This window comes from Pseudoalteromonas sp. NSLLW218, assembly GCF_015864775.1.
In the GTDB taxonomy this organism is placed as follows: domain Bacteria; phylum Pseudomonadota; class Gammaproteobacteria; order Enterobacterales; family Alteromonadaceae; genus Pseudoalteromonas.
Genome location: NZ_JADYWO010000007.1, coordinates 102,074 through 127,304 on the forward strand (window position 1 = coordinate 102,074; position 25,231 = coordinate 127,304).

A 25,231-nucleotide genomic window follows, 5' to 3' on the forward strand; every position below is an offset into this window, starting at 1 on the left:
TAATTCTATTTATAGCCTGTAATGAATTAGCACTGATAAGATTGATCACTTGTTATACAACTCATTTAAACTTTGCCAAGAAATCATTTTTAATACATGCCTTAATACAGAAACTACTATAATTGTTAAAACGCATTAATTGCCAGATGACACCTTGTCCAAAGTCCAAATAAACTGGTTTTTTTGCTTTAAACCAAACATATCTAGGCCTTTTCCACTCAAAGAGGAAGTGTCCTACATGCGTGGATTTAATTATTCCATCTATTTTATCTGAGCTATGTATTTCTACTAACTCATTCGGACCTCGATACTCAGAAATAAAAGAATAAACGAAATGAGTTTTATGATTACTTGAATGAATAGACATATCTTCCATTGATTCATGCAGAGGATCAGGAAGCATCGCACGTAATTTTATGTTTTTCGCTAGATTACGACCATTTATTACCCAAATCATATCCCCGTAGAAATCCTCTCTTGATTTCAACTCAGCTTCAGACATTGGGGAGTTTTGAAATTCAATTACAATATTCTGCTCATTAACAACATCTGCAATATGCTTTTCACCACTTTTATCAAAGTATACTATTTCTTGATTATGATCTTCCCAATGATTTTTCCAATCTCGATGCCATTGGGATTCATTATCCCACCAAGGATCACAACTACATTTTACCTTGTGCGCCCAATGCCATCTAATTTTTGAACCACACTTTGCTACGGTTGGGCTACCACAATATATACAAACTCCTTTCATCTTAGGCAGAGGAGCTTGCTTAAATCCGTCAACTAATGAAAATTTCATAAGTACATAACACTCGGTTGTATAATGCCTCAATCAGCCGCTGCTGGATTGGCTTGTTATATTTATTTAACCAACTCAGGAGCGGGTAAAGTTTTTGTAATACTTTTATTTAGCGAATGATTGTCAAATGCTATAGAAACCATTGAAAGTTTCGCCACCAATTTTTCTCCCTTAAATAGAGCTAAATCCGTTCCTAATTCTGCACCATCAAGATCGGAGAGTGGAAAAGTTTTGTCAATTTTTTTCCAGCCAGATAATCCTTTAAGTAGGATTACTTCACTGTCTATTTTGATTTCGTATTGCCGAAAGCTGAGTACCATCCACCAAGCAAAAATAGATGTTGTAACCAAAGCGAGAATTAACGCCAAAAGTTGTTCATTTGGCGATAACGAAGTATTGCTCTCGCTAAGGAATAAAAGAGCGCCAGCATATATTGCAAAGAATCCGATACAGTTAAATGATAGTAAAAAAATTGATTTAAAAATGATTTGAAAAACTGAGCTACGAATTACAGACATGGTATCTCTATAAATATGACAATTTAATCTACGACATTTGACGCTTTATAAACCGACAAACGACCCTATTTTTTAACGTATTTACCTTATCCACCAAATAGCCAACTGTAAACAATTACTTAATTTCGAACAGATTATGTAATTGCAGAAACACACCCAAATGGGTGAGATCAGTAATATTGCTACAACAGATACTTCCCATACAACGCACATTGCTTATTGAATTCAGCCTGTGTTATTTAAAAGGCGGTGACTTAATTTTAAAGCCTTTAAAAACAGCTCAATATATACCCGCTAAATCGTTATACCCGCACAAATGTATTCAGCCATAGCGCTTTACGATATTATGCTCTTTTATATTTAAATTAACTTTCAGGGCATATAATGACAACGCACACACCGCCTTCCCATTCAGCCAACACAGCTGAAAATACCTCTCTTGTTTACGTGATTTTTATATCGGCCGTGGCTGCTATTGGTGGCTTTTTATTTGGTTTTGACTCGGGCGTGATTAACGGCACGGTGTCGGCACTTGGTAATGCATTTAATTCAAGCAGTGTGGCTACGGGCTTTAATGTAGCGTCTGTGTTACTTGGCTGTGCCTTAGGTGCACTTGCTGCGGGGCCGCTGGCTGATAAGTTTGGTCGCCGTGCAATTATGATCATCACCGCGATTATTTTTGCCATTAGTGCCTTTGGGTCGGGCATTAGCGAAAGCTCTGCGGAGTTTATTTTTTACCGCTTATTTGGTGGTTTAGGTATTGGTGCTGCATCGGTATTAGCGCCGGCTTATATTGCAGAGGTTGCGCCACCAGCACTACGTGGTCGTTTAGCTACATTGCAACAACTCGCTATTGTACTGGGTTTGTTTGCGGCGTTTTTAAGTAACTATTTAATTGCTGATGCAGCAGGTAGCGCGCAAAATATTTTAATGCTTGATACAGCCGCTTGGCGCTGGATGTTTTGGGCTGAGCTTGTGCCTGCAGTATTGTTTTTAGTGGGTGTATTGTTTATTCCTGAGTCGCCTCGTTATTTAGTGGCACAAGGTAAAGTAGCCGATGCCAAAACGGTATTTAGTAAAATATCGAACGACAATGTTGATGCGCAAATAAGCGATGTTAAAAGCTCTTTGCATAGCGATAAAAAGCCAAGTATTCGTGATTTATTTATTGATGGCAGTAAAAAAGTACACCCAATTGTTTGGGTGGGTGTGGCGCTGAGTGTATTTCAGCAGTTTGTGGGTATTAACGTGGTGTTTTATTACGGCTCTGAGCTTTGGCAAGCCGCTGGGTTTGATGAGTCGCAATCGTTATTTATAAATGTATTAGCGGGCACCACTAATATTGTATCGACCTTTATTGCCATTGCCCTAGTTGATAAAGTTGGCCGTAAACCACTGTTGCTTGTAGGCAGTATTGGTATGTTTATTAGCTTAAGCGCGCTTACTTATATATTTGGTAGCGCAGGCCTTGATGAAGCAGGCAAACTTGCCCTTAGCGATAACATGGGTACTTTTGCACTTATTATGGCTAACTTATTTGTGGTATTTTTTGGCTTAAGTTGGGGCCCAATTGTATGGGTATTATTAGGCGAAATGTTTAATAACCGCATTCGTGGTGCAGCCCTTGCTGTTGCAGCAAGCGCACAATGGATTGCTAACTTTGCAATTACTATGACCTTCCCTATTATGCTAGCTAACATTGGCCTTGCCGGTGCTTATGGCTTTTATGCGTTATCGGCACTTATAAGCATATTCTTTGTTGTTAAATACATTAAAGAAACCCGCGGTAAAACGCTTGAATCTATGTAATTTTTAAAAGCGGTGCTATTAATCGCCAGCAAAAAAAGTAACGGGTGCTAACTATTTAGCGCCTAATCAACAATTATCAATCGAAATGAAACAAACCGGTTTAGGCGTTTCTATTGTTTGGGAAATTTAAAAATGATAACAGAATTCACCCCAGTATCGGCTGCAATAGGCGGTGCATTAATAGGTATAGCGTGTACGTTATTACTGGTTTTGTACGGAAAAATTGCGGGCATATCAGGCATTGTTAAGTCTGTATTTGCTAAAGCAAATTCAGACTCTCGTTGGCAATTATACTTTATTTTAGGGTTATTGTTGGCAGGTGTAGCGGTAAGAGTATTTGCCCCTTCTTTATTAGAAGGCGAATTACAGTTACCATCTTGGCTTATTGTTGTTGCAGGGCTTTTAGTTGGCGCGGGTACAACTTTAGCTAACGGGTGTACAAGTGGCCATGGCGTGTGCGGCATGTCGCGTTTTTCTGCTCGCTCTTGGGTTGCAACATGTACATTTATGCTTGTTGCCTTCATTACAGCAAACCTTGTAGGATAAATAATGAAAGCAATTATGATGGTTGTTATAGGCTTTATATTTGGCTTAGGGCTTATTATTAGCGGGATGACAAACCCTGCTAAAGTGATTAACTTTCTTACCTATGGAAACCAATGGGATGGAAGCTTAATTATAGTGATGGCTGTTGCCATGCTAATAATGATGCTTACATGGTTATGGGTTGCAAAAAAAGAGAAACCACTTATTTCAGGAACATTTAATTTAAGTAATTTAAAAAATATTGATGCGCGCTTAATTATCGGCTCAGTATTTTTTGGTTTAGGCTGGGGTTTAAGTGGTATTTGCCCAGGCCCTGGCTTGGTTCAATTGGTATCTCTTAAAATGGAATTTTTGTTATTTTTTGCAGCCGTCTTAGGCGGTATGTGGTTAGCCAAAAAAGTATAATATTTGCTGCCGACTAAAACTCGGCAGCTACTTTTCCAAACAAAGGTACATAACTTGCTGCAATATATATAAAACTATATTGAACAGGTTTAAGTTATGCTAAATAAAGCGCTGGAATTTTCCAACAGCACCCCCTGGTTAAGCGCGATTTCATCTCTCTTACTTATAGCTATACTACTGTTTTTAATTCGCTTTTTTGTAATGTACTGGCTAAAAAAATGGACTTCAAAAACCAAGTTTATATTCGATACTTTACTAATAGAGTCAATATCTAAACCGCTAACACTGTGCACAATTATTGTGCTACTCACCATTTTAGAGCACGACACCTTCATTATTAGTACTTCTATTTCTCAACAAATTCCTTTTAATAGCATTAATATTGTACTAGCTCTACTGGCACTTATTATGTTTTTAGACCGCTTTATTATTGGCACTATTAATTACTATGGTAAACAATCTGCCGTTGTTTTTAATTCAAAAAGCATAATTAAAGGCGTGATACGCGTTACATTATCATCCGTCGGAATACTAGTATTAATGGGCACGTTAGGTATTTCTATTACTCCCATTATTGCCTCGTTGGGTATTACATCACTGGCTGTTGCCCTTGCTTTACAACCTACCCTCGAAAACTTTTTTTCTGGCGTGCAGCTAGTGATAGATAAACCCATAAGAGTGGGCGATTTTATTGAGCTGGAATCAAAAGAACAAGGCTTTGTAGATCACATAGGCTGGCGCTCTACATGGGTGAAAATGCTACCTAATAATATGATTATTATACCTAATAGCCAATTATCTAAATCGCGTATTATTAATTACTTTTATCCTGAAAGAGAGCTAAGCGTCCCTGTAGATATAAGCGTGCATTACGATTCGGATTTAGAACTTGTTGAGCAAGTAACACTTGAAGTGGCTCGTGAAATACTTATTTCACACGAATGGGGCGTTGATGATTACAATACCTTTGTGGTTTTTCATACCTTTGACAGATCAAGTATTAACTTTACGGTTATGCTGCGCGCAAAAGAATACTTTAATCGCTTTTGGGTTAAATCTGCTTTTATAAAAGCCCTGCATAAACGCTATAAAAAAGAAGGCATTGTAATCCCCTTTCCTATTACGGCTATTAACACTACACAAGAATCCGCTAAATTTAATAGTGATAAAAAGGTGCAAGGCGATACTTAAAACAAAGCGCGAGAGACTCTCGCGCTAATAAGTATTAAAACTTGTAGGTTATTTGCCCAACAATTTCACGCGGGCTCCCCGGAAAGTGACCGTTACGCTGGCTAAATCCGCTTACAGCATATTCCTTATCAAACAGGTTGTTAATATTTACGCTTAGTAATACGTCATCAAAGCGACTCGTCCAGCTCATATCAAATACGGTAAACGGTTTTACTTTTTGACCATCGGAGCTTACTTGCTCACTCACATAATTAGCGCCAAACGCAATAGAGGAATTAATTGCATCGAGCCCAAAGCGTGACCATAAACCCGCCTGGTGACGTGGTGCATTAGCAAAGCGCGAGCCATCACCAAATGTATCTGAAAGCGTATCACCCGTTACACCGTCTACTACTTGCGTATCGTTGTATGCGTAGTTAGCCGTTATTGTCCAATGCTCGGATAAATCACCTACTAAAGTTGTTTCAAATCCACGGCTTTCTACTTCACCTATATTTAAAAGTGCGGCAATACCATCACCCGCGCCCGTATCGTCAGGGTTGCTCATTACCACGTTTTCTTTATTAATTTGATAAACAGCAAATGTACTCATTATTTTGCCGTCAAACCATCGGTTTTTCATACCCAGCTCGGTTTGCTTACCTGTTTCTGGGTCTAAGTTGCCCTCGCCTACCACATCTTCCTGATCGCCCGACGATGTAGGATTAAAGCTTTCAGAGTAGTTTATGTAAACAGAGGTGTTTTCTATTGGCTGGTACGTTACTGCAACGCGAGGAGTTACACCGTTATCGGAATAGCTAAAGCCTGTTTCCTTATTTAATTCTTTAAAGTAATCGTAGCGTAAGCCTGCAATTACGGTCCATTGTTCGCCAATACTTATAACATCTTGAGCGTATACACCAAAGCGATCGGTATCTACACCATCACGATCTAAATCGGTTAAGTTATAGGTGCTAGGGTCTGTTTCACCGTAATTAAGTGTATAAATATTTAAGTTTGCTACACCATCAGCCTCATATCGGGCACGCAAGTAATCGTACTGCGTTTCTACCACATGGTAATCGCCACCAAATAAAAATTGATGCTCTAAATTACCTTGCTCAACGTTATATACAAAATCAGTTGTTAAGCTTATTTCTTCGTTTGCTCGAAACTGTTTGCGGTATTCTCGTCTTATAGTTTCATCATCTATATTAGCAACGCCATCACCATTTACGTCAACCCAATTTTGCGACTCGTGATACGCTTGGTCGCGCTCATTATCAAGGTATCGCACAGTAGAGCTAACAGAGAAGTCATCAGAAAAACTATGATTTAACTCAGCTTGAAGCACCAAAGCTTCCATATCTTGATAGTCAAATGATTCGTTCGCGTTATACGAAGGGTCTACCAGAAAGTTGCCGTTATCATCTACCGGTACTCCACGTAAGCGATTGCCACCTAAGTCTTGTTTTATGTAATCAATACTTGTTGTAAGCGTTGTTGAATCACTCAAATCAAATAACAATCCGCCTGTTAGCTCCGTATTAGCTGAATCGGCGTTGTTACGAAAGCTGTCTTGCTCCTCATAAAAACCACCCAATCTATAAGCCATCGTATCGCTTAAACCACCGGTCATATCTAGTGATGCGCCACGCGTGTTGTAGTTACCTAAGGTGAGCTTTAATTCGCGCTTTTCTAGGTAGCTTGGTTTTTTGGTTACGTAATTAATCATCCCACCAGGTTCGCCACCGCCATATAAAGCTGAGGCTGGGCCTTTTAATACTTCAACACGTTCAACATTAAATAACTGCGGTACACCAAAGCCTGAGTACGGGTCGCCGCGCACACCATCGTAAAATACATTGGCATCATCTCTAAAACCACGAAAAGTTACGCCTGAGTAGCTATATTCACTTACGCCAGCAATTGAGCGGTATAAGTCGGTAATGTCACGAGCCGCTTGGTCAATTATAAGTTGCTCTGTTAAAACCTGAGCCGATTGCGGAAGTTTAATAAGATCTAAATTAGTTTTAGTACCAATTTTACTCTCAGTTTCTAGGTAAAATTGCTGAGCACGGCCTGTTACTTCAATTGTTTCAATTTTGTCGCTTTGCTTGGCAAATGTCATTTGAGAAAAAGCAGATAAAGACACGGCAATACTTAATGCCAAGTAATTAGGGTTAAACATGATAGTTCCTGAGAGAAGTGTAGGTAGTTAACAAGCTAAATGATAACTCTTATCATTACTATAATCAACGGAAATAAAAGTTTAACACTCCTTAATATTAGAATTAAAAGCACCTAAAACAGGGGTTTACTTACGAATTAATCAAGCGGTGATTAATAAAATAAACAGCATAACTAGAATATTAAATTGATATAATATAACATACCGAAAACTGTAAATTAGTAAGTTCTCTAAATGATAAATAAACTGCCCGTCACAGTGTTATCAGGCTTTTTAGGAGCCGGTAAAACAACCGTACTTAGTCATATCCTTAATAATAGACAAGGTAAAAAAGTTGCCGTTATAGTTAACGATATGAGCGATATAAATATAGACGCTGCAACAATTAAAAGTGGTGTATCGCTCAATCACAGTAATGAAAAACTAGTCGAAATGAGCAACGGTTGTATTTGCTGCACCCTACGTGAAGATTTACTGGTTGAAGTGGGCAAACTTGCCAAAGAAGGTCGTTTTGATTATCTCGTTATTGAATCAACGGGTATATCTGAGCCCCTCCCAGTGGCCGAAACATTTACCTTTGCCGATGAAAACGGTAATTCGCTGGGTGATGTTGCCACTCTTGATACAATGGTAACGGTGGTTGATGCAGTCAACTTCTTAAACGATTACGAGCAAGCAAACGATCTACAACAAACGGGTGAATCACTTGGTGAAGACGATGATCGCAGTGTAGCCGACCTACTTGTTGATCAAGTTGAATTTGCCGACGTAATTTTAATAAGTAAAACTGATTTAATAACATCTGTTCAATTAAATAAACTTACTGCCATTTTAAATACACTTAATACTCAAGCCAAAATTATTCCTATATCAAACGGCAATATTAATATAAATGAAGTACTCAACACCGGCCTATTTAACTTTGAGCGAGCTCAACAAGCTCCTGGTTGGCTTAAAGAAATGCGCGGTGAACATATCCCCGAAACCGAAGAATACGGAATTAGCAGCTTTAATTACACAGCTCGGCGCCCCTTTGATCCTGAAAAGTTTTATAACTTTCTTCACAGTACAGAGCAATTTGGCAAGCTTATCCGCTCAAAAGGTTATTTTTGGCTAGCAACACGTCCGTTATTTTGCGGGCAATGGAGCCAAGCAGGCGGTATTGCTCACTATGGATTTGCAGGCATGTTTTTTAAGGCCATCCCCCAACAAGAGTGGCCTACCGAGCCCGAACTGCTTGCTGATATTAATAATAAATGGGTAGAGCCTTTTGGTGATATGCGTCAAGAGCTTGTGTTTATTGGTCAATCGTTAGATCAACAAGCCATGATGAACGCGCTTAATAACTGCTTATTATCAGAAGATGCCGTACTCAAGGGTAAGGACTTTTGGAGAACCTATAACGACCCGTTTCCTATTTGGGAGGAAGAATAATGAACGCACTAGCCCCAATAACTGCGCAAATAAAACCGGCGGAACCTCTTCACCGAAGAGCAGCTAAAGAATGTGATGCCAATGTATTGCCACAAATTTATAACCAAGACACTAACATTGTTATTTGGAAAAGAGACCTTGAGCAAACATTAACAAAAGCAGTTAATGCACTCATTGCCACCAGCGCGTTAAAGCCAATAGAACTTGCTGTATCGCCCAATGACGCTTTTGATCAGTTAATAACTGCGCTTAAGGCAGAAGATAATAATCGTGATGAAGTTAATACACTTTGTGAAGACATTGTCTTACTTGTTGAAATGTTTTGCTGCCTGTTTGATTTAAAGCGCGCTGGGTTAAGGCTTACCGTATTGGAGCGTCCCATGTGTCCGCGTTTTCATGTAGACAAAATTCCGTGCCGGTTAGTTACTACCTACCAAGGCGTTGCTACGCAGTGGTTAAATCACAGCGATGTAAACCGCTCAAAGCTAGGTACGGGTAATTTAGGTAAACCAGATGAAGAGTCTGGTTTATTTGAAAACTTAAGCAATATTAATCAACTACAACAAGGTGATGTGGCACTGCTTAAAGGAGAATACTGGGATGACAACGAGGGTGCAGGTTTAGTCCATCGCTCGCCACCTGTGGCTGCAAATGAGCAACGCTTATTACTCACGCTGGATTTTATTTAATGCGTTTAAATTAATAATATACCTGATGTAATGGCATCTCTTTTCAATAATTGGCCAGCACCCTTTTTAACACTCAAGGCTAATACAAAAAACGCTCCATAAAGGAGCGTTAATCAAAGCATCTATCTATTAACTAAAATAGACCTTAAGCAGATAGCGGCATTGGAATATCTGTTGCGGATACTTTTTTCATGCTGCCTTCTTGCTCTAAGCGAATATGCCAGCTAAACGCTTCTTCAAGTAAATGAGGCGTATGCCCGCCACGCTCACAAGCGCGCTCGTAATAGTCTAACATCGCTTCGCGATAATCTGGGTGCACACAATGCTTAATAACTTGTACAGCACGCTCACGCGGTGCTAAGCCACGTAAATCAGCTAAACCTTGCTCGGTTACTAAAATATCAACATCGTGCTCGTTATGATCAACATGGCTCGCCATAGGTACAACGCTTGAAATCGCGCCATTTTTAGCAATTGACTTAGTCACAAATATTGCTAAATGAGCATTACGAGCAAAATCACCCGAGCCGCCAATACCATTCATCATTCGCGTGCCACACACATGTGTTGAATTTACGTTGCCATACATATCAAACTCAAGTGCAGTATTAATGGCAATAATACCTAAACGGCGCACTATTTCAGGGTGGTTAGAAATTTCTTGAGGGCGTAACACTAGTTTATCTTTGTATTTTTCTAAATTATTAAATACTTGTGCGTTACAGCGCTCCGATAAAACAATTGAGCTGCCCGATGCAAAGCTCATCTTACCTGCGTCAATTAGGTCAAACGTTGAATCTTGTAGTACCTCTGAATACATTGTTAAGTCTTTAAAGTCAGAGTCGAGTAGCCCCATCATCACTGCATTAGCAATATTACCAATGCCTGCTTGCAGCGGACCTAAATTAGCTGGCAATTTATTTTTAGCCACTTCGTCTTTAAAAAAGTTAACCAAATGGCGCGCAATTGATGCGGTATCTTCATCAGGGTCGGTTACGGTAGAAAACGAGTCGCTTTGGTTAGTAAAAACAATACCAACAATTTTTGCAGGATCGATAGGAATAGCAGTGCTACCAATACGGTCATCTACTTTAACTAACGGCATTGGTTGGCGAGTAGGACGATACGAGGGAATGTATATATCGTGCAAACCTTCAAGATTAGGGTTATGCAGCATATTAATTTCAACGATAACTTCTTTAGCAAAAATAGCAAAGCTTGCTGAGTTACCAACCGATGTAGTAGGCACAATATGCCCTTCTTCGGTAATGGCAACCGCTTCAATAACAGCTACATCAGGCATGGTTAATTGATGATTACGTAAATGCTCAACTGTTTCAGATAAATGTTGATCAATAAACATTACTTCGCCGTTATTAATCGCTTTACGTAAAGTGCTATCTACTTGAAAAGGCATACGACGTGCTAAAATGCCCGCTTCGGTAAGTAGTTTATCTAAATCATTACCTAAAGATGCGCCAGTCATTAAATTTATTTTTATTGGATTTTTTTTGACTTGCTCAATTAACGCTCTGGGTACTGCTTTAGCTTCTCCGGCACGAGTGAAGCCACTCATCCCTACAGTCATTCCATCTTTAATAAACAGACTAGCCTGCTCAGCAGACATAACTTTATTGTGTAGATTACTATTGCGAATACGTTCCAAGTTCATTTTGAGCCCCTTTCTAAATTTCACATTATTCTAATCCTAACTTCGTACTAAACAATCTAGACTTAAGTCGCATTTACGAAGTGGGGATAAGCAATATGCTAAAAAGAGAAACAACCTTACGACTTGTTAACATTAATACGTGGTTATTATTAATACTTTCAACAAAAATAAAACAATAACTTGTACTGTAATCTATAAATTAATTGCATTATTTTATGAGATGAAATGTTTTTGAAGAATTAAGCTTATTAATTTAAACACCCAAATGAGGAATTTGGGTGGCAGTCTTACCAGCCACATCTCGGCACACACGTCACAAACTGTGGCTGCTCCCTTCCGGGCCTGACCAGGTTCGCCTGCTAGTGTTGCGAGAGGACCAATAAGACTACCATTGAGGGCCTTGGTTGGCGCGGGAAGGATTATCTCTACTTTTGCTCTGTTATTCAAGGGATAATCTAAAAAGAAAGTGCGATTGCATACTTCATATACAATCGCGGTGCATTTAGCTGTTTTAGTGCGTATTAATTGTTCTCTAACTGCGCTTTTATATTACGAAGTGCTGCTTTTACTTTTTTCATGTTTTCTGGACCCATACGTAAAAGCTGTTTTTGTGCCGCAGGTAATTGCTCCCACTCCGAAAACGCATACTGGTACGTTACTGAATCGCGAAGTAACGGCAAATCACCTTCTGGCTCTGGCGTATCAAGTAATAAATCGATTGCATCGGTTAGCGTTTGATTAAACTCATCATCGCCGTAGCCAATTTCACTGTATGCATTATTAATAAGTGGCTTGTACTCTTCGTACATGCGAACGGCTTGCGCTGCACTCATGCTAGTAAATATTTTTACGTACGGTGTGTAACGCTCATAACTATTAGGGTTAATCGTTAGAATATCCCCTTCATTTACGCTAAACGCCTCTTCAGGTTGAACAACAGGCGTGTGCTTTTTAGCTACTTTGCCTTTAGCTAGGTTATCTACAAATACAACACCACGGCGAATTACATCGTCGGTTACCATTAAGCTCATTACTGAGTCGCTTAGGTACTCGTCCATTTTAGCAACAACAACCGCATCACTTTCGTTAAGCGTTGGTAATGGTTTTACTTCAGGCACCGGCTCACTTGGGCTTTGTGCTGGCACTTCAAGCTCTGCTGGTTTTTCTGGCATAACTGATGGTGCGTCAACTACGGGATCGTTTTCAGGTTTAAGCTCCATCATTGGTTGCTCTTTTGGCGCTTGCTCTACCTCTGTGCGTGTTTGTGGCTCATCACTTGGCTTTAATAGTACAAACGCGGCTGCGCACACAACTATTATTAAAATAATAACGGCGAAAAGAAAATTGTTATTAGGCGGACGTTTTTGAACATCTGACGCTTCTGGTTTATCTGACATACAAACTCCATAAAAATTAAAAGTGCGTTATCACTCAGAGTACTCTGAATGGAAAAAATTCATTATGAGTAGTAACTATAAATACATAACTATTTTAGCTTACAAATATAAACATAAGCTTACTGTACTTACTATTACTCAGTTATCCTTTGATTCTTCTAGCTTAAAGACTTACAGTTAATAAATAAAGTAAAGACGTTGAACAGTTTAAACACCAATATGAAAATCAAGCAAGTCGATCCAGAAAAACCAAAAATTGCCCTATTATTAACGGGCGGTGGCGCACGAGCTGCTTATCAAGTGGGTGTACTTAAAGCGCTCGCTCATAGCATGCCGCGTACAGCTCCATTACCGTTTAGAGTAATAAATGGCACCTCTGCTGGGGCTATTAACTCTGCGGCTTTAGCATGTTACGCCTCTTGTGCACATTTAGCTGTACGAAAACTTGAATCAGTTTGGAAAAACTTTTCGACCTCGATGGTTTATAAAAGTGACTTCTTAAGCGTATTTGGTCATATTGCGCGTAATATTTTAACTAGCTTTCAGTCAGAGCATATTAATCACCCACCAGCGAGTTTGCTAAATAATCGCCCTCTACGTGGTTTGCTCAATGAGATTTTAGACTTACACCGGATAGAGCGTAACTTACACCGTAATTATTTAGATGCGCTGTCTATTACAGCTTCTAGTTATACGACGGGCGACTCTGTTGCGTTTTTTCAATCAAATACACAAACACCATGGCAACGCGCTAAACGCGAAGGCCAAGCCACTCGTATTAACGTTGAGCATTTAATGGCTTCGAGTGCTATTCCTATGGTGTTTCCAAGTGTAAATATTTATAACCATTACTTTGGTGATGGCTCTATACATCAGCTTTCTCCCTTGAGTCCGTCGATTCATTTAGGTGCTGAAAAAATATTTATTATTGGGGTCGACCAGCCTAAAGAGCTTCACCCACCGGGTTATTCGCCACATTACCCTGGCTTATCAGCTGTTGCAGGGCATTTACTCGATAGCGTATTTACCGACACTATGCAGTCGGATTTAGAGCGACTGGAACGCGTTAACCGCACTTTAGGATTACTCCCCGCTCGTGATAAACATCAAGAACTTAAGCAAATTGATACTTTTGTTATTAACCCTTCGCAAAACTTTAACGCCATTGCCGCGCAGTATTACGACGATATGCCGTGGGCGATTAAAGTATTACTGCGTACGATCGGTGTTAAAAAACATTCGCAATCGAGTTTGACCAGTTACCTATTGTTTGAAAAACGCTATACCCAACATTTAATGCAAATTGGCTATGAAGATGGCATGGCGCAGTTGCCTAAAATGCGTGAGTTTTTAGAGTTAGATTAAGTCCAAACAAGCACATTATTCTATCCCGTCGAGCAGGTAGTGCTCTACCCGCTCAACACGCCTTGGTTTACCTTGTAGTACTAAAACGTCGTTAGGTAACAAGGTTGTTTGCGCTGATGGCGTGTCTATTTCGGACCCTTCTCTGCGAAGTGCTTTTACGAGTACTCGCCGCTTTTCTAAATTTAGATCTTCAATTGTTTTACTCACCGCATAAGCTTGCTTGGGCAATGCTACAACGTGTAAATATTCTAATCGGTCGGTTGAGGCATCTTCGCTATCTTTAAAATACCCCGCGTAAAAACTTTGCATTAATGGATAACGATTACGTCGCTCTTTACTTACTCGGCGAACAATGCGTGTCATGGGTACGCCCGACATAGACAACACATGCGACACGAGCATTAAGCTCGCCTCTAACGACTCGGGCACCACTTCGGTTACACCTAGCGCTTTTAAATAATCGAGCTGGCTGTCGTCACGAGTCCTAATAAGTATTTTAACGTTAGGTGCTATTTGCTTTATGGCATCAATAACAACTTGCGCGTGATCAAACTCAGTAAAAGTAATAATCACCAACCGAGCTCGCTCTACTCCTGCGCATTTTAAAATATCTTTTTGCTTAACATAACCAAATATTACAGGCTCGCCAGCCGCTTTGCCTTCTTGTACAAGTATTGGGTTACTTTCGATGGCAACGTAGTCTATTGCTTCGGGCTTTAAAAAACGCGCTATAGTTTGTCCAACACGCGAAAAACCACAAATAACAACATGATCGCTATAAAGTGTACTACTTTGTGGCTCACTCTCCAGCGCTAAACTTGGCCGATCGAGTATGCCTAAACGATTTAAAATGAATGGCGTTTTATCAATCAAAAATGGTGTAAATGCCATTGAAAGCACACCCAATGCAATTAAAAATGAAGCTTGCTCTGAGTTTAATAACTGATGCTGGCCAGCAAGTGCGATAAGTACAAAACCAAACTCTCCCATTTGCCACAACATAATGCCACAGGCGAGTGAATCTTGGTTTCGTTCATGCATTAGCCGCGCACTAAGTGCTACTACTGTAATTTTTAATATGAGTAACCCAAGCAATGCGCCAATAATTATTACTATGTGCGCCAGTACAAATAAAATATCTAGCTGCATACCCACAGTTACAAAAAACAGCCCCATTAATATATCGCGAAATGGACGTATATCGGCCTCTAACTGATGCCTATAATGGCTCTCACCTAACATCATTCCCGCTAAAAATGCGCCCAATGCCATAGACAAGCCAAACATATACGTTAAAAAGCCCGCAAATAGCGCTACTAATATAGTGGTAAGTACAAACAATTCATCGGTTCGTACTTGCGCTATTTCTTTAAATACAATGGGCAATACCCATTTACCAATTGCCCAAAGGAGCACACATACAAATGCACCTTTACTTAGGGCAAAGGCTAAAGCCCAGCCAATACTTTGTGAGTCGCTTGATGCAAATAAGGGAAGAATTATTAGTAGAGGCACCACGGCAATATCTTGAAAAAGCAGCACACCAACGGCTAACTGCCCTCGTCGCTGATTAAGCTCACCCGTCTCTTTTAATAGTTTAACAACCACCGCAGTTGAAGAAAGCGCCATAATTGTGCCAATAGTAAAGCTGGTGAGTAGGGAAAAGTCTAAACAATATAAGATAATAATGAAGAGTAAACTGGTTATGCCTACTTGCAGAGATCCCAGTCCAAATACTAGGTTTCGCATTGCCATTAACCGCGAGATAGAAAATTCTAACCCCAAACTAAATAACAAAAAGACAATACCAAGCTCTGCTACAAACTCTATTTCATGAGATTGCGCTAACCAACCAATACCATGGCTACCGGCTAAAACCCCAGTTGCTAGGTACGCTAAAATAGGCGGCAAGCCAATGCGTTTAAAAAACCACACAAAAAGCACTGCCGCTACTAATAAGCCAAAAATTTGAGCATTAATACTTTGCAAATGCAGCCTCGCGCTTAAATTAAACTAGTAGCTTGTAAGTAAATATAGCAACCATATGTTTTTCAGGCAATTTTAAAATATGGCACAAAAATAGCTTAGTTATTGCAAAGTAACACCCTCGGGGGAGAATTTAATGGAAAACGTCCATATTTTGACGCAACGTGTGTCAGGTCGCGGTGATTTTTTGCCGTTTTCGGCTGAACATTCACCAACAAACGAAATAACAGAAACACATAAACTCGTTACAGAGCTACAAACAAGCTTAGTGATTGAGGATGTTTTAGCTATATACGCAAAATTTACAAAACAATTGTTAAATTTCTCTGGTTTACAGTTTCAATCAACATTAGGAACTACACAAACATCAGAAAGTGACACAAATAGTACTCCCTATATTTTTGATTTAGCTATTGGTAATGAACACTTAGGGCAACTAATTTATTTTAGTAAGTTTCCGCTTGGGCAAGCAATTGAGAAAAAGCTAAATATTTTACATACTGCGCTGGTTTATCCACTTCGCAATGCAATGATGTATAGCAGAGTATTAAAGCTTGCTACAAAAGATGCATTAACCGGTTTAAACAACCGCAGTCAATTTAATGACTTTTTACTGCAAAAACTTGAAAACTGCCGTCGTTATCAGCGTCCATTTAGTTTAATGCTACTTGATCTGGATAACTTTAAACAAGTTAACGATAACTTTGGTCATAAAATTGGTGACGATACACTTAAAGAATTTTCAAAAGTACTGTGTAGCAGCATACGTGGCACTGACTCAGTGTTTAGATTTGGTGGTGATGAGTTTGCTTTACTTATTGAAGACCCTGAGTTTACCACTAATAAAGTGATTGCTGAACGCATAATGTGCTTAGTAAGAAAATCGCCATTAATGTCTAAGTACAAAGTAACAACCAGTATTGGTTTTACTTTAGCTAACAGCCAAGACAGCGAAACTGAAATATTTGCTCGAGCAGATAAAGGCTTATACAAAGCAAAAGCATCTGGCAGAAACTGCGCAAAAGCCTACTAATATTTGCTTAAACTAATTGAATAAAAAAGCCTAGCTTCCCCCGCTAGGCTTTTTTATTGCTAAAATTTCACGCCTAAGGTTTTACACTTACCAATTTATAAATAAACAAAGCAGCACAAAAGCCGAAAAAGAATCCGCTAATTAAATTAAGTAATGCGGTAATTGTAGCAAGCGGTGTAAATAACACTAAAAGCAGTGGCAGGCTCACGCCTAAAATAAAAAACAATCCACCTTTACCTAACCAATAAGCTAATAAAAGTACTGAAGATACAATCCCACCCGCAACTGCATAACCTAACGTAACTATATTTAACTCAAGTAAAACATTAGCGATAATAGCTATTACGGCCGTTATCAGCATACCCATTGGCGCTTTAGTCACTAACGACAAACCAACATGCGGCTGTTTACCCATTTATTTACACTCCCAAAAAATACCATTTTCATCAACATGCTTAGCACTTATAAAATAACCAACCACTTGCACTAATTCATCATTATAGAAAATAAGCGGTACGCTGGCGCGAAGCCAAGGTGCTATTTTTGCATCTTTAAACCAATGCTTAACTGTATTACTACCAGGCTTTTTAAGTGGTTTTATACGCGCACTATTGCAATTAAAGCGCACTATTACTTGCTCATTAGCGTGTGGAGGTCTTACACCGCTACCAGCCCTTTTAATTAATAAACGCCCATCAGCAAGTTTTAGTTCTGAATGATTCAGCTCTGTATCTGTTAATACTTCACTTGGTGTTACAAAATACAAATAACCTTGATGTCGGCGTATTTGTCCATCTAGCAAGTCGATACGCATTTGTGCATCGTTTTTTGCGCACATTGCTTGATTAATAATTTGCTCAAGTTGCTTTTGTGATGGCATCACTTGAGTAAATAGAGCAAGCCACGCACGTACTATATTTGCTATGCGCGCTGCGCTGTATTCACTTATTTGGCTAATGCACAGTGCTTGATGCTCGTTAACACACTTATTTAAATCAAGCTGGGTATATTCATCAAGTAGAGTTTGTTGTTGCTGTAGTAGCTCAATGCTTCGTGCAGTGCATTGCTCAAACCCATTAAAGCGCTCAGCTAACACAGGCACTATTTTTGAGCGTAAAAAATTACGATCAAAACTTTCATCTGTATTAGAGTCATCGGTTATGTGGTTAATACCGAACTGCGCTGCAAACGCTTCTATATCGCTTCGCTTAACGTTCAACAATGGCCGAAAACATACACGGCCACTTTGCAGTAAACGCGCTTGGTGCATAGCACCAAGCCCTTTTAAACCTGAGCCACGCTTTAAGCGCAGTAAAAACGTTTCTACTTGGTCGTTTAAGTGTTGGCCCAGTAAAATAATGCTGCTTTGTGGGCTTAGTTCATCAAGTGCTTTATAACGGGCGTCGCGTGCTTGGGCTTCAAGACTTGTGCGCGACTGCTGATCAATGACAACTTTCGCAGCTTCAAAAGGCACACTAAGCTCAATACATACATTTTTGCAAAAGCGTTGCCAGTCATCAGCATACTGGCTCAAGCCATGGTGAACATAAATAGCCGAGACATTAATTCCAGGGTTATCTGCTTTTAAAGTGCGCATTAAATGCAACAACACCACAGAATCAACGCCACCAGAGAGCGCCACTGTAAAAGCAGTGTTGCCTTGCTCAATATAGCTATTTAGTGATTTTTTTAATTGCTGATAAATTGCTGATTTATGCATATGGGCGCACTTTAATATAAAAACTCTGAACATTTTAAAGCAAAAAAGCCGCATAAGCGGCTTTTTTTTAACATTTAATGCGTTTAGCAATAACCAAACGACATTAAACGTTTGTAACGTTGGTCAAGCATTTCTTCAAGCGTAAGCGCTTGAAGATCAGCTAAGTCACGTTTTAGGCGTTCTTTTAAGTTACGTGCCATACCATCGTAATTGCGGTGCGCTCCACCTAGAGGTTCATCAATTAAATTACTGATTAAATCTAGTTCTTTCACGCGCTCTGCGGTTACACCCATAGCTTCTGCTGCAAGTGGTGCTTTGTCGGCGCTTTTCCAAAGAATTGACGCACAACCTTCAGGCGAAATTACAGAATAAGTGCTGTATTGCAACATGTTAACTCTGTCGCCAACACCAATCGCTAATGCACCACCTGAACCGCCTTCGCCTATAACCGTACATATTGTCGGCACTTTAAGTGTCGCCATTACTTTTAAGTTACGTGCGATTGCTTCAGATTGACCACGCTCTTCAGCGCCAACGCCTGGGTATGCACCCGGTGTGTCGATAAAAGTCATGATTGGCATTTTAAAACGCTCAGCCATTTCCATTAAGCGTAATGCTTTACGGTAACCTTCTGGCTTTGGCATACCAAAGTTGCGTTTAATTTTTTCAGCAGTGTCACGGCCTTTTTGTTGGCCAATAACCATTACTGGTTCGCCATCTAAACGCGCAACGCCACCTAAAATAGCCGGATCGTTAGCAAAAGTACGATCGCCAGCAAACTCGTCAAATTCCGTGAAAATGCGCTCGATATAATCTCGAGTGTAAGGACGCAACGGATGACGTGCTAACTGTGATACTTGCCAAGCGCCTAAATTAGAAAAAATCTCCTGTTTTTGTTTGGCACTTTTTTCTTTTAGTTTGCTGACTTCCTCTTCTAACTCAAGGTCTAATTCGCCAGCGCGGCTTATATTTTGTAATTCTTCAATTTTTGCTTCTAATTCTGCAATTGGAAGCTCAAAATCAAGATAATTGAGGCTCATGCTCTAAACTACCTAATTAGTTAAATTCTAGTTCTACATCTTGCGCTGCCATTAATGATAACTTATGTATTAAGTCGTCACTTGGCGTAACACACCATTCGATCCCAAGAGTTAATTGAGCCAACGCATCTGGACGTTGGTAATAAACCTTGATCGGACACGTTCCCATTTTATAGGGTTCGAGTACTTTTTGTAATTTATCGAAGAAACCTGCCTCGACTTGCACCATGTTCAGCGTCATTTTAATCGCTTTAATACGTTTTTCACGCGCTTGAGCAATGGTGTTTATTTCTCTGGCGGTCATTGTAATACCACCGGAGAAGTTATCAAAGCTGACCTGTCCAGATATTACCAAGATATTGTTAACTTGGAGCATATCTTGGTACTTTTCAAACTCGTCTGAATACAAGCGTACATCAATCCGTGCACTCTTGTCATCTAAAGTTACTAAGGCCCAACGATTTCCTTTTTTATTAATTAATACCCTTGAAGCAATCACTAAACCTGCGGCCGTTGCAAATACATCACGGTTAGTTGGCTGTAAATCAACTATTTTCCCGCTGGTATAATGCCTAAGCTCACGTCGGTACTGATTTATCGGATGCCCAGTTAAATAAAGGCCTAACGTTTCTTTTTCACCATCTAACCATTCGTTATCAGTTAGTCCTGTGGCCTTAATAAAGGCTTGTTCAACTTCGTCAGGCTCGGTGGCTAATAAACCAAACAAATCACTTTGCCCTAATAGCTCAGCTTTGTTGTGTTGATCAGCTGCACGCATTGCATCTTTTAAACTGGCCAGTAATGTAGCACGTCCAGATTGGGTTTTTTCTGGCCCTAAATTATCTAGTGCACCTGAGTAAATTAATTTTTCAGTGACGCGTTTATTTAAGCGTTTTAAATCAACTCGGGCACAAAAATCAAATAAATCTTTAAATGGGCCACCTTTCGCACGTGCTTCTAATATTGCATCAACCGGTGCTTCACCCACGCCTTTAATAGCGCCGATGCCGTAAACAATTTCACCTTGCAGGTTTACTGTAAACTTAAACTCACCTGCATTTACGTCTGGCGGCAATAAAGTGAGCTTCATGTTTTCACATTCGTCCACCAAAATAACTATTTTGTCGGTGTTATCCATATCGGCCGACATTACCGCAGCCATAAACTCAGCAGGATGATGCGTTTTCATCCACAGCGTTTGATACGAAACGAGTGCATATGCCGCTGAGTGAGATTTATTAAAGCCGTAACCAGCGAATTTTTCTACCAAGTCGAAGATTTTTATCGCGAGCTCGCCGTCGATGCCGTTATTTCTTGCGCCATCTTCAAACGTTGAACGCTGCTTTGCCATTTCTTCGGGTTTTTTCTTACCCATTGCACGACGCAGCATGTCGGCGCCACCTAGCGTGTAGCCTGCTAGTACTTGCGCAATTTGCATTACTTGCTCTTGATACAAGATAATGCCGTACGTTGGATCAAGTATTGGTTTTAAGCTTTCGTGCTGATACTGCGCATCTGGGTATGAAATTTCTTCTCGGCCCAATTTTCGGTCGATAAAGTTATCTACCATGCCTGATTGCAGCGGACCTGGTCGGAACAAGGCCACAAGTGCAATCATATCTTCAAAGCAATCGGGCTTAAGTCGGCGTACTAAGTCTTTCATACCGCGCGATTCTAACTGGAATACAGCGGTAGTCTCAGCGCGAAGTAGTAACTCAATACTTTTTTTATCATCCAGTGGGATAGTATTTATATCAACAGGGTCTTTACCTTGGCGCTCCATGCGCACGTTGGTCATATCGACTGCCCACTGCAATATAGTCAGTGTACGTAAACCCAAGAAATCGAACTTAACTAAGCCTGCGGTTTCTACGTCGTTTTTATCAAACTGTGTGACCGGAAACTTACCTTCGTCATCGCAATAAAGCGCGGCAAAGTCGGTAATAGTGGTTGGCGATATTACTACGCCACCCGCATGTTTACCTGCGTTACGTGTACACCCTTCAAGGATGCGACACATGTCGATTAAATCTTTTACTTCGTTGTCGCCATCGTAGGCTTCTTGCAAGCGTGGTTCTATATCAAACGCTTTAGCAAGCGTCATCCCTGGATCGCCTGGAATCATTTTTGAAATACGATCAACAAACCCATAAGGATGCCCAAGCACTCGCCCTACATCGCGTATTACCGCTTTTGCAGCCATAGTACCAAAGGTAATAATTTGCGATACGGCGTTTCGACCATACAAAGCCGACACGTGATCAATTACCTCGTCACGTCTATCCATACAGAAATCGACGTCGAAATCGGGCATTGATACACGTTCTGGATTCAAAAATCGCTCAAAAAGCAAGTCGAATTCTAGTGGATCCAAATCGGTAATTTTCAGTGCGTACGCAACTAACGAACCCGCACCTGAACCACGACCAGGTCCAACAGGAATATTGTTATCTTTACTCCACTGAATAAACTCCATTACGATTAAGAAGTAACCGGGGAATCCCATTTGGTTAATTACGCCAAGCTCTATATCAAGTCGCTCGTCGTATTCAACACGTTTTACTTTTCGCTCTTCTTCATCGGGGAATAAAAACTGCAGCCGCTCTTCAAGACCGTCTTCTGAGACTTTAACTAAAAACTCATCAATCTTAAGTGAGCCAGTTGGGTAATCAGGTAAAAAGTAAGTCCCTAGCTGAACCGTTACATTACAACGTTTAGCTATTTCTACCGTATTTTGTAGCGCTTCTGGAATATCGCTAAACAGCTCTGCCATTTGCTCTGATGTTTTTAGGTATTGTTCTTCAGAGAACCGTTTAGGGCGGCGTTTATCATCAAGCGTGTAGCCGTCAAAAATAGCAACGCGAATTTCGTGCGCTTCAAAGTTTTCTGGCTTTAAAAATACCACTTCGTTGGTGGCTACAACAGGTAACTGCTCTTTGGTAGCAAGCTCTACCGCCATGTGTAAGTAGTCTTCTTCAAGCGGTCGATTGGTGCGAACTAGCTCAAGGTAGTAGTTATCGCTAAAATGCTGCTTGTAAAAACTAACTACCGATTCAATGACACTTGGGTTATTTTTTAGTAATGCTTTACCTAAGTCACCGTCTTTAGCGCCAGAGAGAATAATTAAGCCCGTTTTATGTTCCACCAGCCATTCTCGGTCAATCACTGGCCGATGAAACACATGCCCACGTTGATACGCTTTAGATATTAACAAGGTAATATTTTTATAGCCGTCGTTGTCTTTGGCTAATATGGTTAAGCGGCTTGGCTCATCAGGAAACTCTGGGCTACGAACCCAAAAGTCAGCACCCACTATAGGTTTAATACCTGCATTATGCGTGGCGCCATAAAAACGCACTAAACCACAAAAGTTCATTTGATCGGTAATCGCAATGGCTGGCATTTGCAGCTCTTGCGCTTTAGCGACTATCGGCTTTGTTTTAGCGAGGCCGTCAACCATCGAGAAGTCAGAATGAACCCTTAAATGGACAAAATCAGGAGCCGCCATACTTAACCCTCGCCATTGGCTTGCGCCAATACACGCTGCACAGGCTTAAAGCTTTTACGATGCTCGTCAATCGCGCCGTACTGCTCAAGCGCCGCAAAATGCGCTTTAGTCGGATATCCTTTGTGCCCTGCAAAGCCATATTCTGGGTGGCGTTTATCAAGTTCAATCATTTCATCATCACGTGCTACTTTAGCTAAAATAGACGCCGCTGAAATTTCTGCCACTAAGCTATCGCCTTTAACAATAGCTTGCGCGGGCATAGTGAGTTTAGGTAAGCGGTTACCATCTATAAATACAAATTCAGGTTGCGTACTTAATGCCTCTACTGCACGGGTCATGGCAAGCATCGTTGCGTGCAGAATATTTAATTCATCAATCTCTGTCGGATTGCAGCGACCATAGGCGTAACACAATGCATTTTCTTTTATTTCAATCGCGAGTGCTTGGCGTTTTTTATCTGTTAATTTTTTAGAATCTGCTAAGCCTGCAATAGGTTTAGTGGGATCTAAAATAACGGCGGCAGTGACTACGTCGCCAACAAGTGGGCCGCGCCCTACTTCGTCTACACCGGCAATTAAGGCTACGTTGGGTCTATCAATTTGCATTTATTAACTCCGCCACAGCATTGGCTGCTTGTTCGCTGGCATTTAATCTAATTTTTTCATGAATAGCTAAAAAGCGTGCTTTTAGCTCAATGTTATCTGTATTAAGCATAGGAGTAAGCGCATTTGTTAAATTAGCCACATTACACTCACTTTGTAAAAACTCAGGTACTAGCTCTTCGTCGGCTAATAAATTAGGCAGCGAAAAGTACTTAATATTAAACGTAAATAAGGTTTTAAAAATCCAATAGCTTAAAGGCTTTATTTTATAGCCCACTACCATTGGCTTTTTATAAAGCATGCCTTCAAGTGTTGCGGTGCCCGACGCTAATAAAATAGCATCAGCAGCTTGCATAGCTAATTTTGATTGTCCATCAAGCAGGTTAACATTAAGGTTTGGCGCGGTAGCATTTAATATATCAGTAAACTGCGCTTTGCGTTTTTCGTTAACCAGTGGCACCACAACTTTAAGATTTGGGTTTTTAGCTTGCAACTGCGCGGCTGTTTTAATGTAAGTTTCACTTAGCAAACCAACTTCAGAGCCTCTACTACCAGGTAGCAACGCCAGTACTTTGTCATCAAGGCTTAAGCCGAGTTCTGCACGTGCTTTACTATCGTCGTGCTCAAGCGCTATATCGTCAGCCAAAGTATGCCCTACAAATGTACATGGCACTTGGTGTTTATCATAAAATTCTTTTTCGAATGGTAATAACGCCAACACTAAGTTAGTCGCTGCACTAATTGTATGAATACGCTTTTCGCGCCACGCCCAAACAGACGGACTTACATACTGTACGGTTTTAATGCCCGCATCTTTAAGTGGTTTTTCTACACGTAAGTTAAAGTCGGGTGCGTCTATACCTATAAATACATCAGGTGGATTATCTACAAAATGCTGCACGAGTTGTTTACGTATTTTAAGCAAACGCGGCAAACGACCAAGTACCTCAACAAGTCCCATTACCGAAAGCTCATCCATGTCGTAAAGTGTTTTACAGCCTTGCGCTTGCATTTTAGGCCCAGCTATACCTTCAAAAATAGCATCCGGGAAGTGCTTTTTAAGGGCTTTAATTAAGCCTTCGCCTAAAATATCGCCCGACAGTTCACCTGCCACAATACCAATTCGTAGTTGTTTTTTATCTTCATTCATTTGATTTTATTTCACAAGTAAACCAGGCGTTCATGAGTACTAGTTTACCGTGTTTTACTGTTTGGTTAAACGCTTTAAATAACTGGTTTTTTATCATTAAATTTAATTTATTGTATTGTTTGTTTTTAATACTGATGTAGCATATAAAATATATATTAAGTTTTACTAATATACATATTGACAAAAATTGC

General features: G+C 40.2%; 20 protein-coding genes and 1 other RNA gene. 8 read left to right on the forward strand and 13 right to left on the reverse strand.

Annotated elements, in window-relative coordinates:
* Positions 1-61: 61 nt before the first annotated feature.
* Together I6E80_RS12140 and I6E80_RS12145 are read right to left on the reverse strand one after the other, a co-directional pair.
* Positions 62-805, reverse strand: a complete 744-nt coding sequence (locus tag I6E80_RS12140; protein WP_197185639.1) for a competence protein CoiA — start codon at positions 803-805, stop codon at positions 62-64.
* 62 nt (positions 806-867) lie between these two features.
* Positions 868-1,323 (reverse strand): hypothetical protein, encoded by a 456-nt coding sequence (locus I6E80_RS12145; RefSeq protein WP_076924435.1) that lies wholly within the window; start codon positions 1,321-1,323, stop codon positions 868-870.
* A gap of 384 nt (positions 1,324-1,707) precedes the next feature.
* Between I6E80_RS12145 and I6E80_RS12150 the strand changes: the two genes are divergently transcribed.
* The 4 genes from I6E80_RS12150 (at position 1,708) to I6E80_RS12165 (ending at position 5,274) form a co-directional block, all read left to right on the forward strand.
* Entirely contained in the window at positions 1,708-3,132 is a 1,425-nt protein-coding gene (locus tag I6E80_RS12150; protein ID WP_197185640.1) for a sugar porter family MFS transporter, read from the forward strand.
* 132 nt (positions 3,133-3,264) lie between these two features.
* On the forward strand, positions 3,265-3,678 hold the full coding sequence (locus tag I6E80_RS12155; protein WP_024599794.1) for a YeeE/YedE family protein: 414 nt from the start codon (positions 3,265-3,267) through the stop codon (positions 3,676-3,678).
* A 3-nt stretch (positions 3,679-3,681) separates the two neighbouring features.
* Positions 3,682-4,083, forward strand: a complete 402-nt coding sequence (locus I6E80_RS12160) for a DUF6691 family protein (protein ID WP_165721623.1) — start codon at positions 3,682-3,684, stop codon at positions 4,081-4,083.
* A gap of 96 nt (positions 4,084-4,179) precedes the next feature.
* Positions 4,180-5,274, forward strand: a complete 1,095-nt coding sequence (locus I6E80_RS12165) for a mechanosensitive ion channel family protein (protein WP_197185641.1) — start codon at positions 4,180-4,182, stop codon at positions 5,272-5,274.
* Between the two features lie 34 nt (positions 5,275-5,308).
* Here I6E80_RS12165 and I6E80_RS12170 read toward each other — a convergent pair whose 3' ends face one another.
* On the reverse strand, positions 5,309-7,444 hold the full coding sequence (locus I6E80_RS12170) for a TonB-dependent siderophore receptor (protein ID WP_197185642.1): 2,136 nt from the start codon (positions 7,442-7,444) through the stop codon (positions 5,309-5,311).
* A 234-nt stretch (positions 7,445-7,678) separates the two neighbouring features.
* On the opposite strand from I6E80_RS12170, the gene zigA reads away from it, so the two are divergent.
* Together zigA and I6E80_RS12180 are read left to right on the forward strand one after the other, a co-directional pair.
* Positions 7,679-8,878, forward strand: a complete 1,200-nt coding sequence (gene zigA / locus I6E80_RS12175; protein ID WP_197185643.1) for a zinc metallochaperone GTPase ZigA — start codon at positions 7,679-7,681, stop codon at positions 8,876-8,878.
* Positions 8,878-9,567, forward strand: a complete 690-nt coding sequence (locus I6E80_RS12180; RefSeq protein WP_197185644.1) for a DUF1826 domain-containing protein — start codon at positions 8,878-8,880, stop codon at positions 9,565-9,567. The genes zigA and I6E80_RS12180 overlap by 1 nt, the downstream gene beginning before the upstream one ends.
* Before the next feature lie 145 nt (positions 9,568-9,712).
* Here I6E80_RS12180 and I6E80_RS12185 read toward each other — a convergent pair whose 3' ends face one another.
* From I6E80_RS12185 to I6E80_RS12195, 3 genes are all read right to left on the reverse strand, one after another.
* A complete protein-coding gene (locus I6E80_RS12185; protein ID WP_197185645.1) occupies positions 9,713-11,239 on the reverse strand; it encodes an acetyl-CoA hydrolase/transferase family protein in 1,527 nt (508 codons plus the stop codon).
* A gap of 285 nt (positions 11,240-11,524) precedes the next feature.
* Positions 11,525-11,621: signal recognition particle sRNA small type (ffs, locus tag I6E80_RS12190), an RNA gene on the reverse strand.
* A 139-nt stretch (positions 11,622-11,760) separates the two neighbouring features.
* Entirely contained in the window at positions 11,761-12,636 is an 876-nt protein-coding gene (locus I6E80_RS12195; protein WP_197185646.1) for a DUF3014 domain-containing protein, read from the reverse strand.
* A 219-nt stretch (positions 12,637-12,855) separates the two neighbouring features.
* Between I6E80_RS12195 and I6E80_RS12200 the strand changes: the two genes are divergently transcribed.
* A complete protein-coding gene (locus tag I6E80_RS12200; RefSeq protein WP_024599802.1) occupies positions 12,856-14,001 on the forward strand; it encodes a patatin-like phospholipase family protein in 1,146 nt (381 codons plus the stop codon).
* A gap of 15 nt (positions 14,002-14,016) precedes the next feature.
* Here the strand turns inward: I6E80_RS12200 and I6E80_RS12205 are convergent, their stop codons facing one another.
* Positions 14,017-15,990 carry a monovalent cation:proton antiporter-2 (CPA2) family protein gene (locus tag I6E80_RS12205; protein ID WP_076924444.1) on the reverse strand — a complete coding sequence of 658 codons (1,974 nt, stop codon included), beginning with the start codon at positions 15,988-15,990 and terminating at the stop codon, positions 14,017-14,019.
* Positions 15,991-16,123: 133 nt separating this feature from the next.
* On the opposite strand from I6E80_RS12205, the gene I6E80_RS12210 reads away from it, so the two are divergent.
* Entirely contained in the window at positions 16,124-17,020 is an 897-nt protein-coding gene (locus I6E80_RS12210) for a GGDEF domain-containing protein (protein WP_024599976.1), read from the forward strand.
* A 73-nt stretch (positions 17,021-17,093) separates the two neighbouring features.
* On the opposite strand, the gene I6E80_RS12215 is transcribed toward I6E80_RS12210, so the two are convergent.
* The 6 genes from I6E80_RS12215 to lpxB form a co-directional block, all read right to left on the reverse strand.
* Positions 17,094-17,435 carry a hypothetical protein gene (locus I6E80_RS12215; protein ID WP_024599975.1) on the reverse strand — a complete coding sequence of 114 codons (342 nt, stop codon included), beginning with the start codon at positions 17,433-17,435 and terminating at the stop codon, positions 17,094-17,096.
* Complete coding sequence (gene tilS / locus I6E80_RS12220) at positions 17,436-18,740, reverse strand: tRNA lysidine(34) synthetase TilS (RefSeq protein WP_197185647.1); 1,305 nt, start codon at positions 18,738-18,740, stop codon at positions 17,436-17,438.
* 83 nt (positions 18,741-18,823) lie between these two features.
* Positions 18,824-19,780: an acetyl-CoA carboxylase carboxyl transferase subunit alpha gene (gene accA / locus I6E80_RS12225; protein ID WP_024599973.1), complete on the reverse strand. Its 957-nt coding sequence runs from the start codon at positions 19,778-19,780 to the stop codon at positions 18,824-18,826.
* A gap of 16 nt (positions 19,781-19,796) precedes the next feature.
* Positions 19,797-23,288 (reverse strand): DNA polymerase III subunit alpha, encoded by a 3,492-nt coding sequence (dnaE, locus tag I6E80_RS12230; protein ID WP_024606281.1) that lies wholly within the window; start codon positions 23,286-23,288, stop codon positions 19,797-19,799.
* 2 nt (positions 23,289-23,290) lie between these two features.
* Complete coding sequence (gene rnhB, locus I6E80_RS12235; RefSeq protein WP_197185648.1) at positions 23,291-23,893, reverse strand: ribonuclease HII; 603 nt, start codon at positions 23,891-23,893, stop codon at positions 23,291-23,293.
* Positions 23,883-25,040 carry a lipid-A-disaccharide synthase gene (gene lpxB, locus I6E80_RS12240; protein ID WP_076924449.1) on the reverse strand — a complete coding sequence of 386 codons (1,158 nt, stop codon included), beginning with the start codon at positions 25,038-25,040 and terminating at the stop codon, positions 23,883-23,885. The genes rnhB and lpxB overlap by 11 nt, the downstream gene beginning before the upstream one ends.
* Positions 25,041-25,231 lie beyond the last annotated feature (191 nt).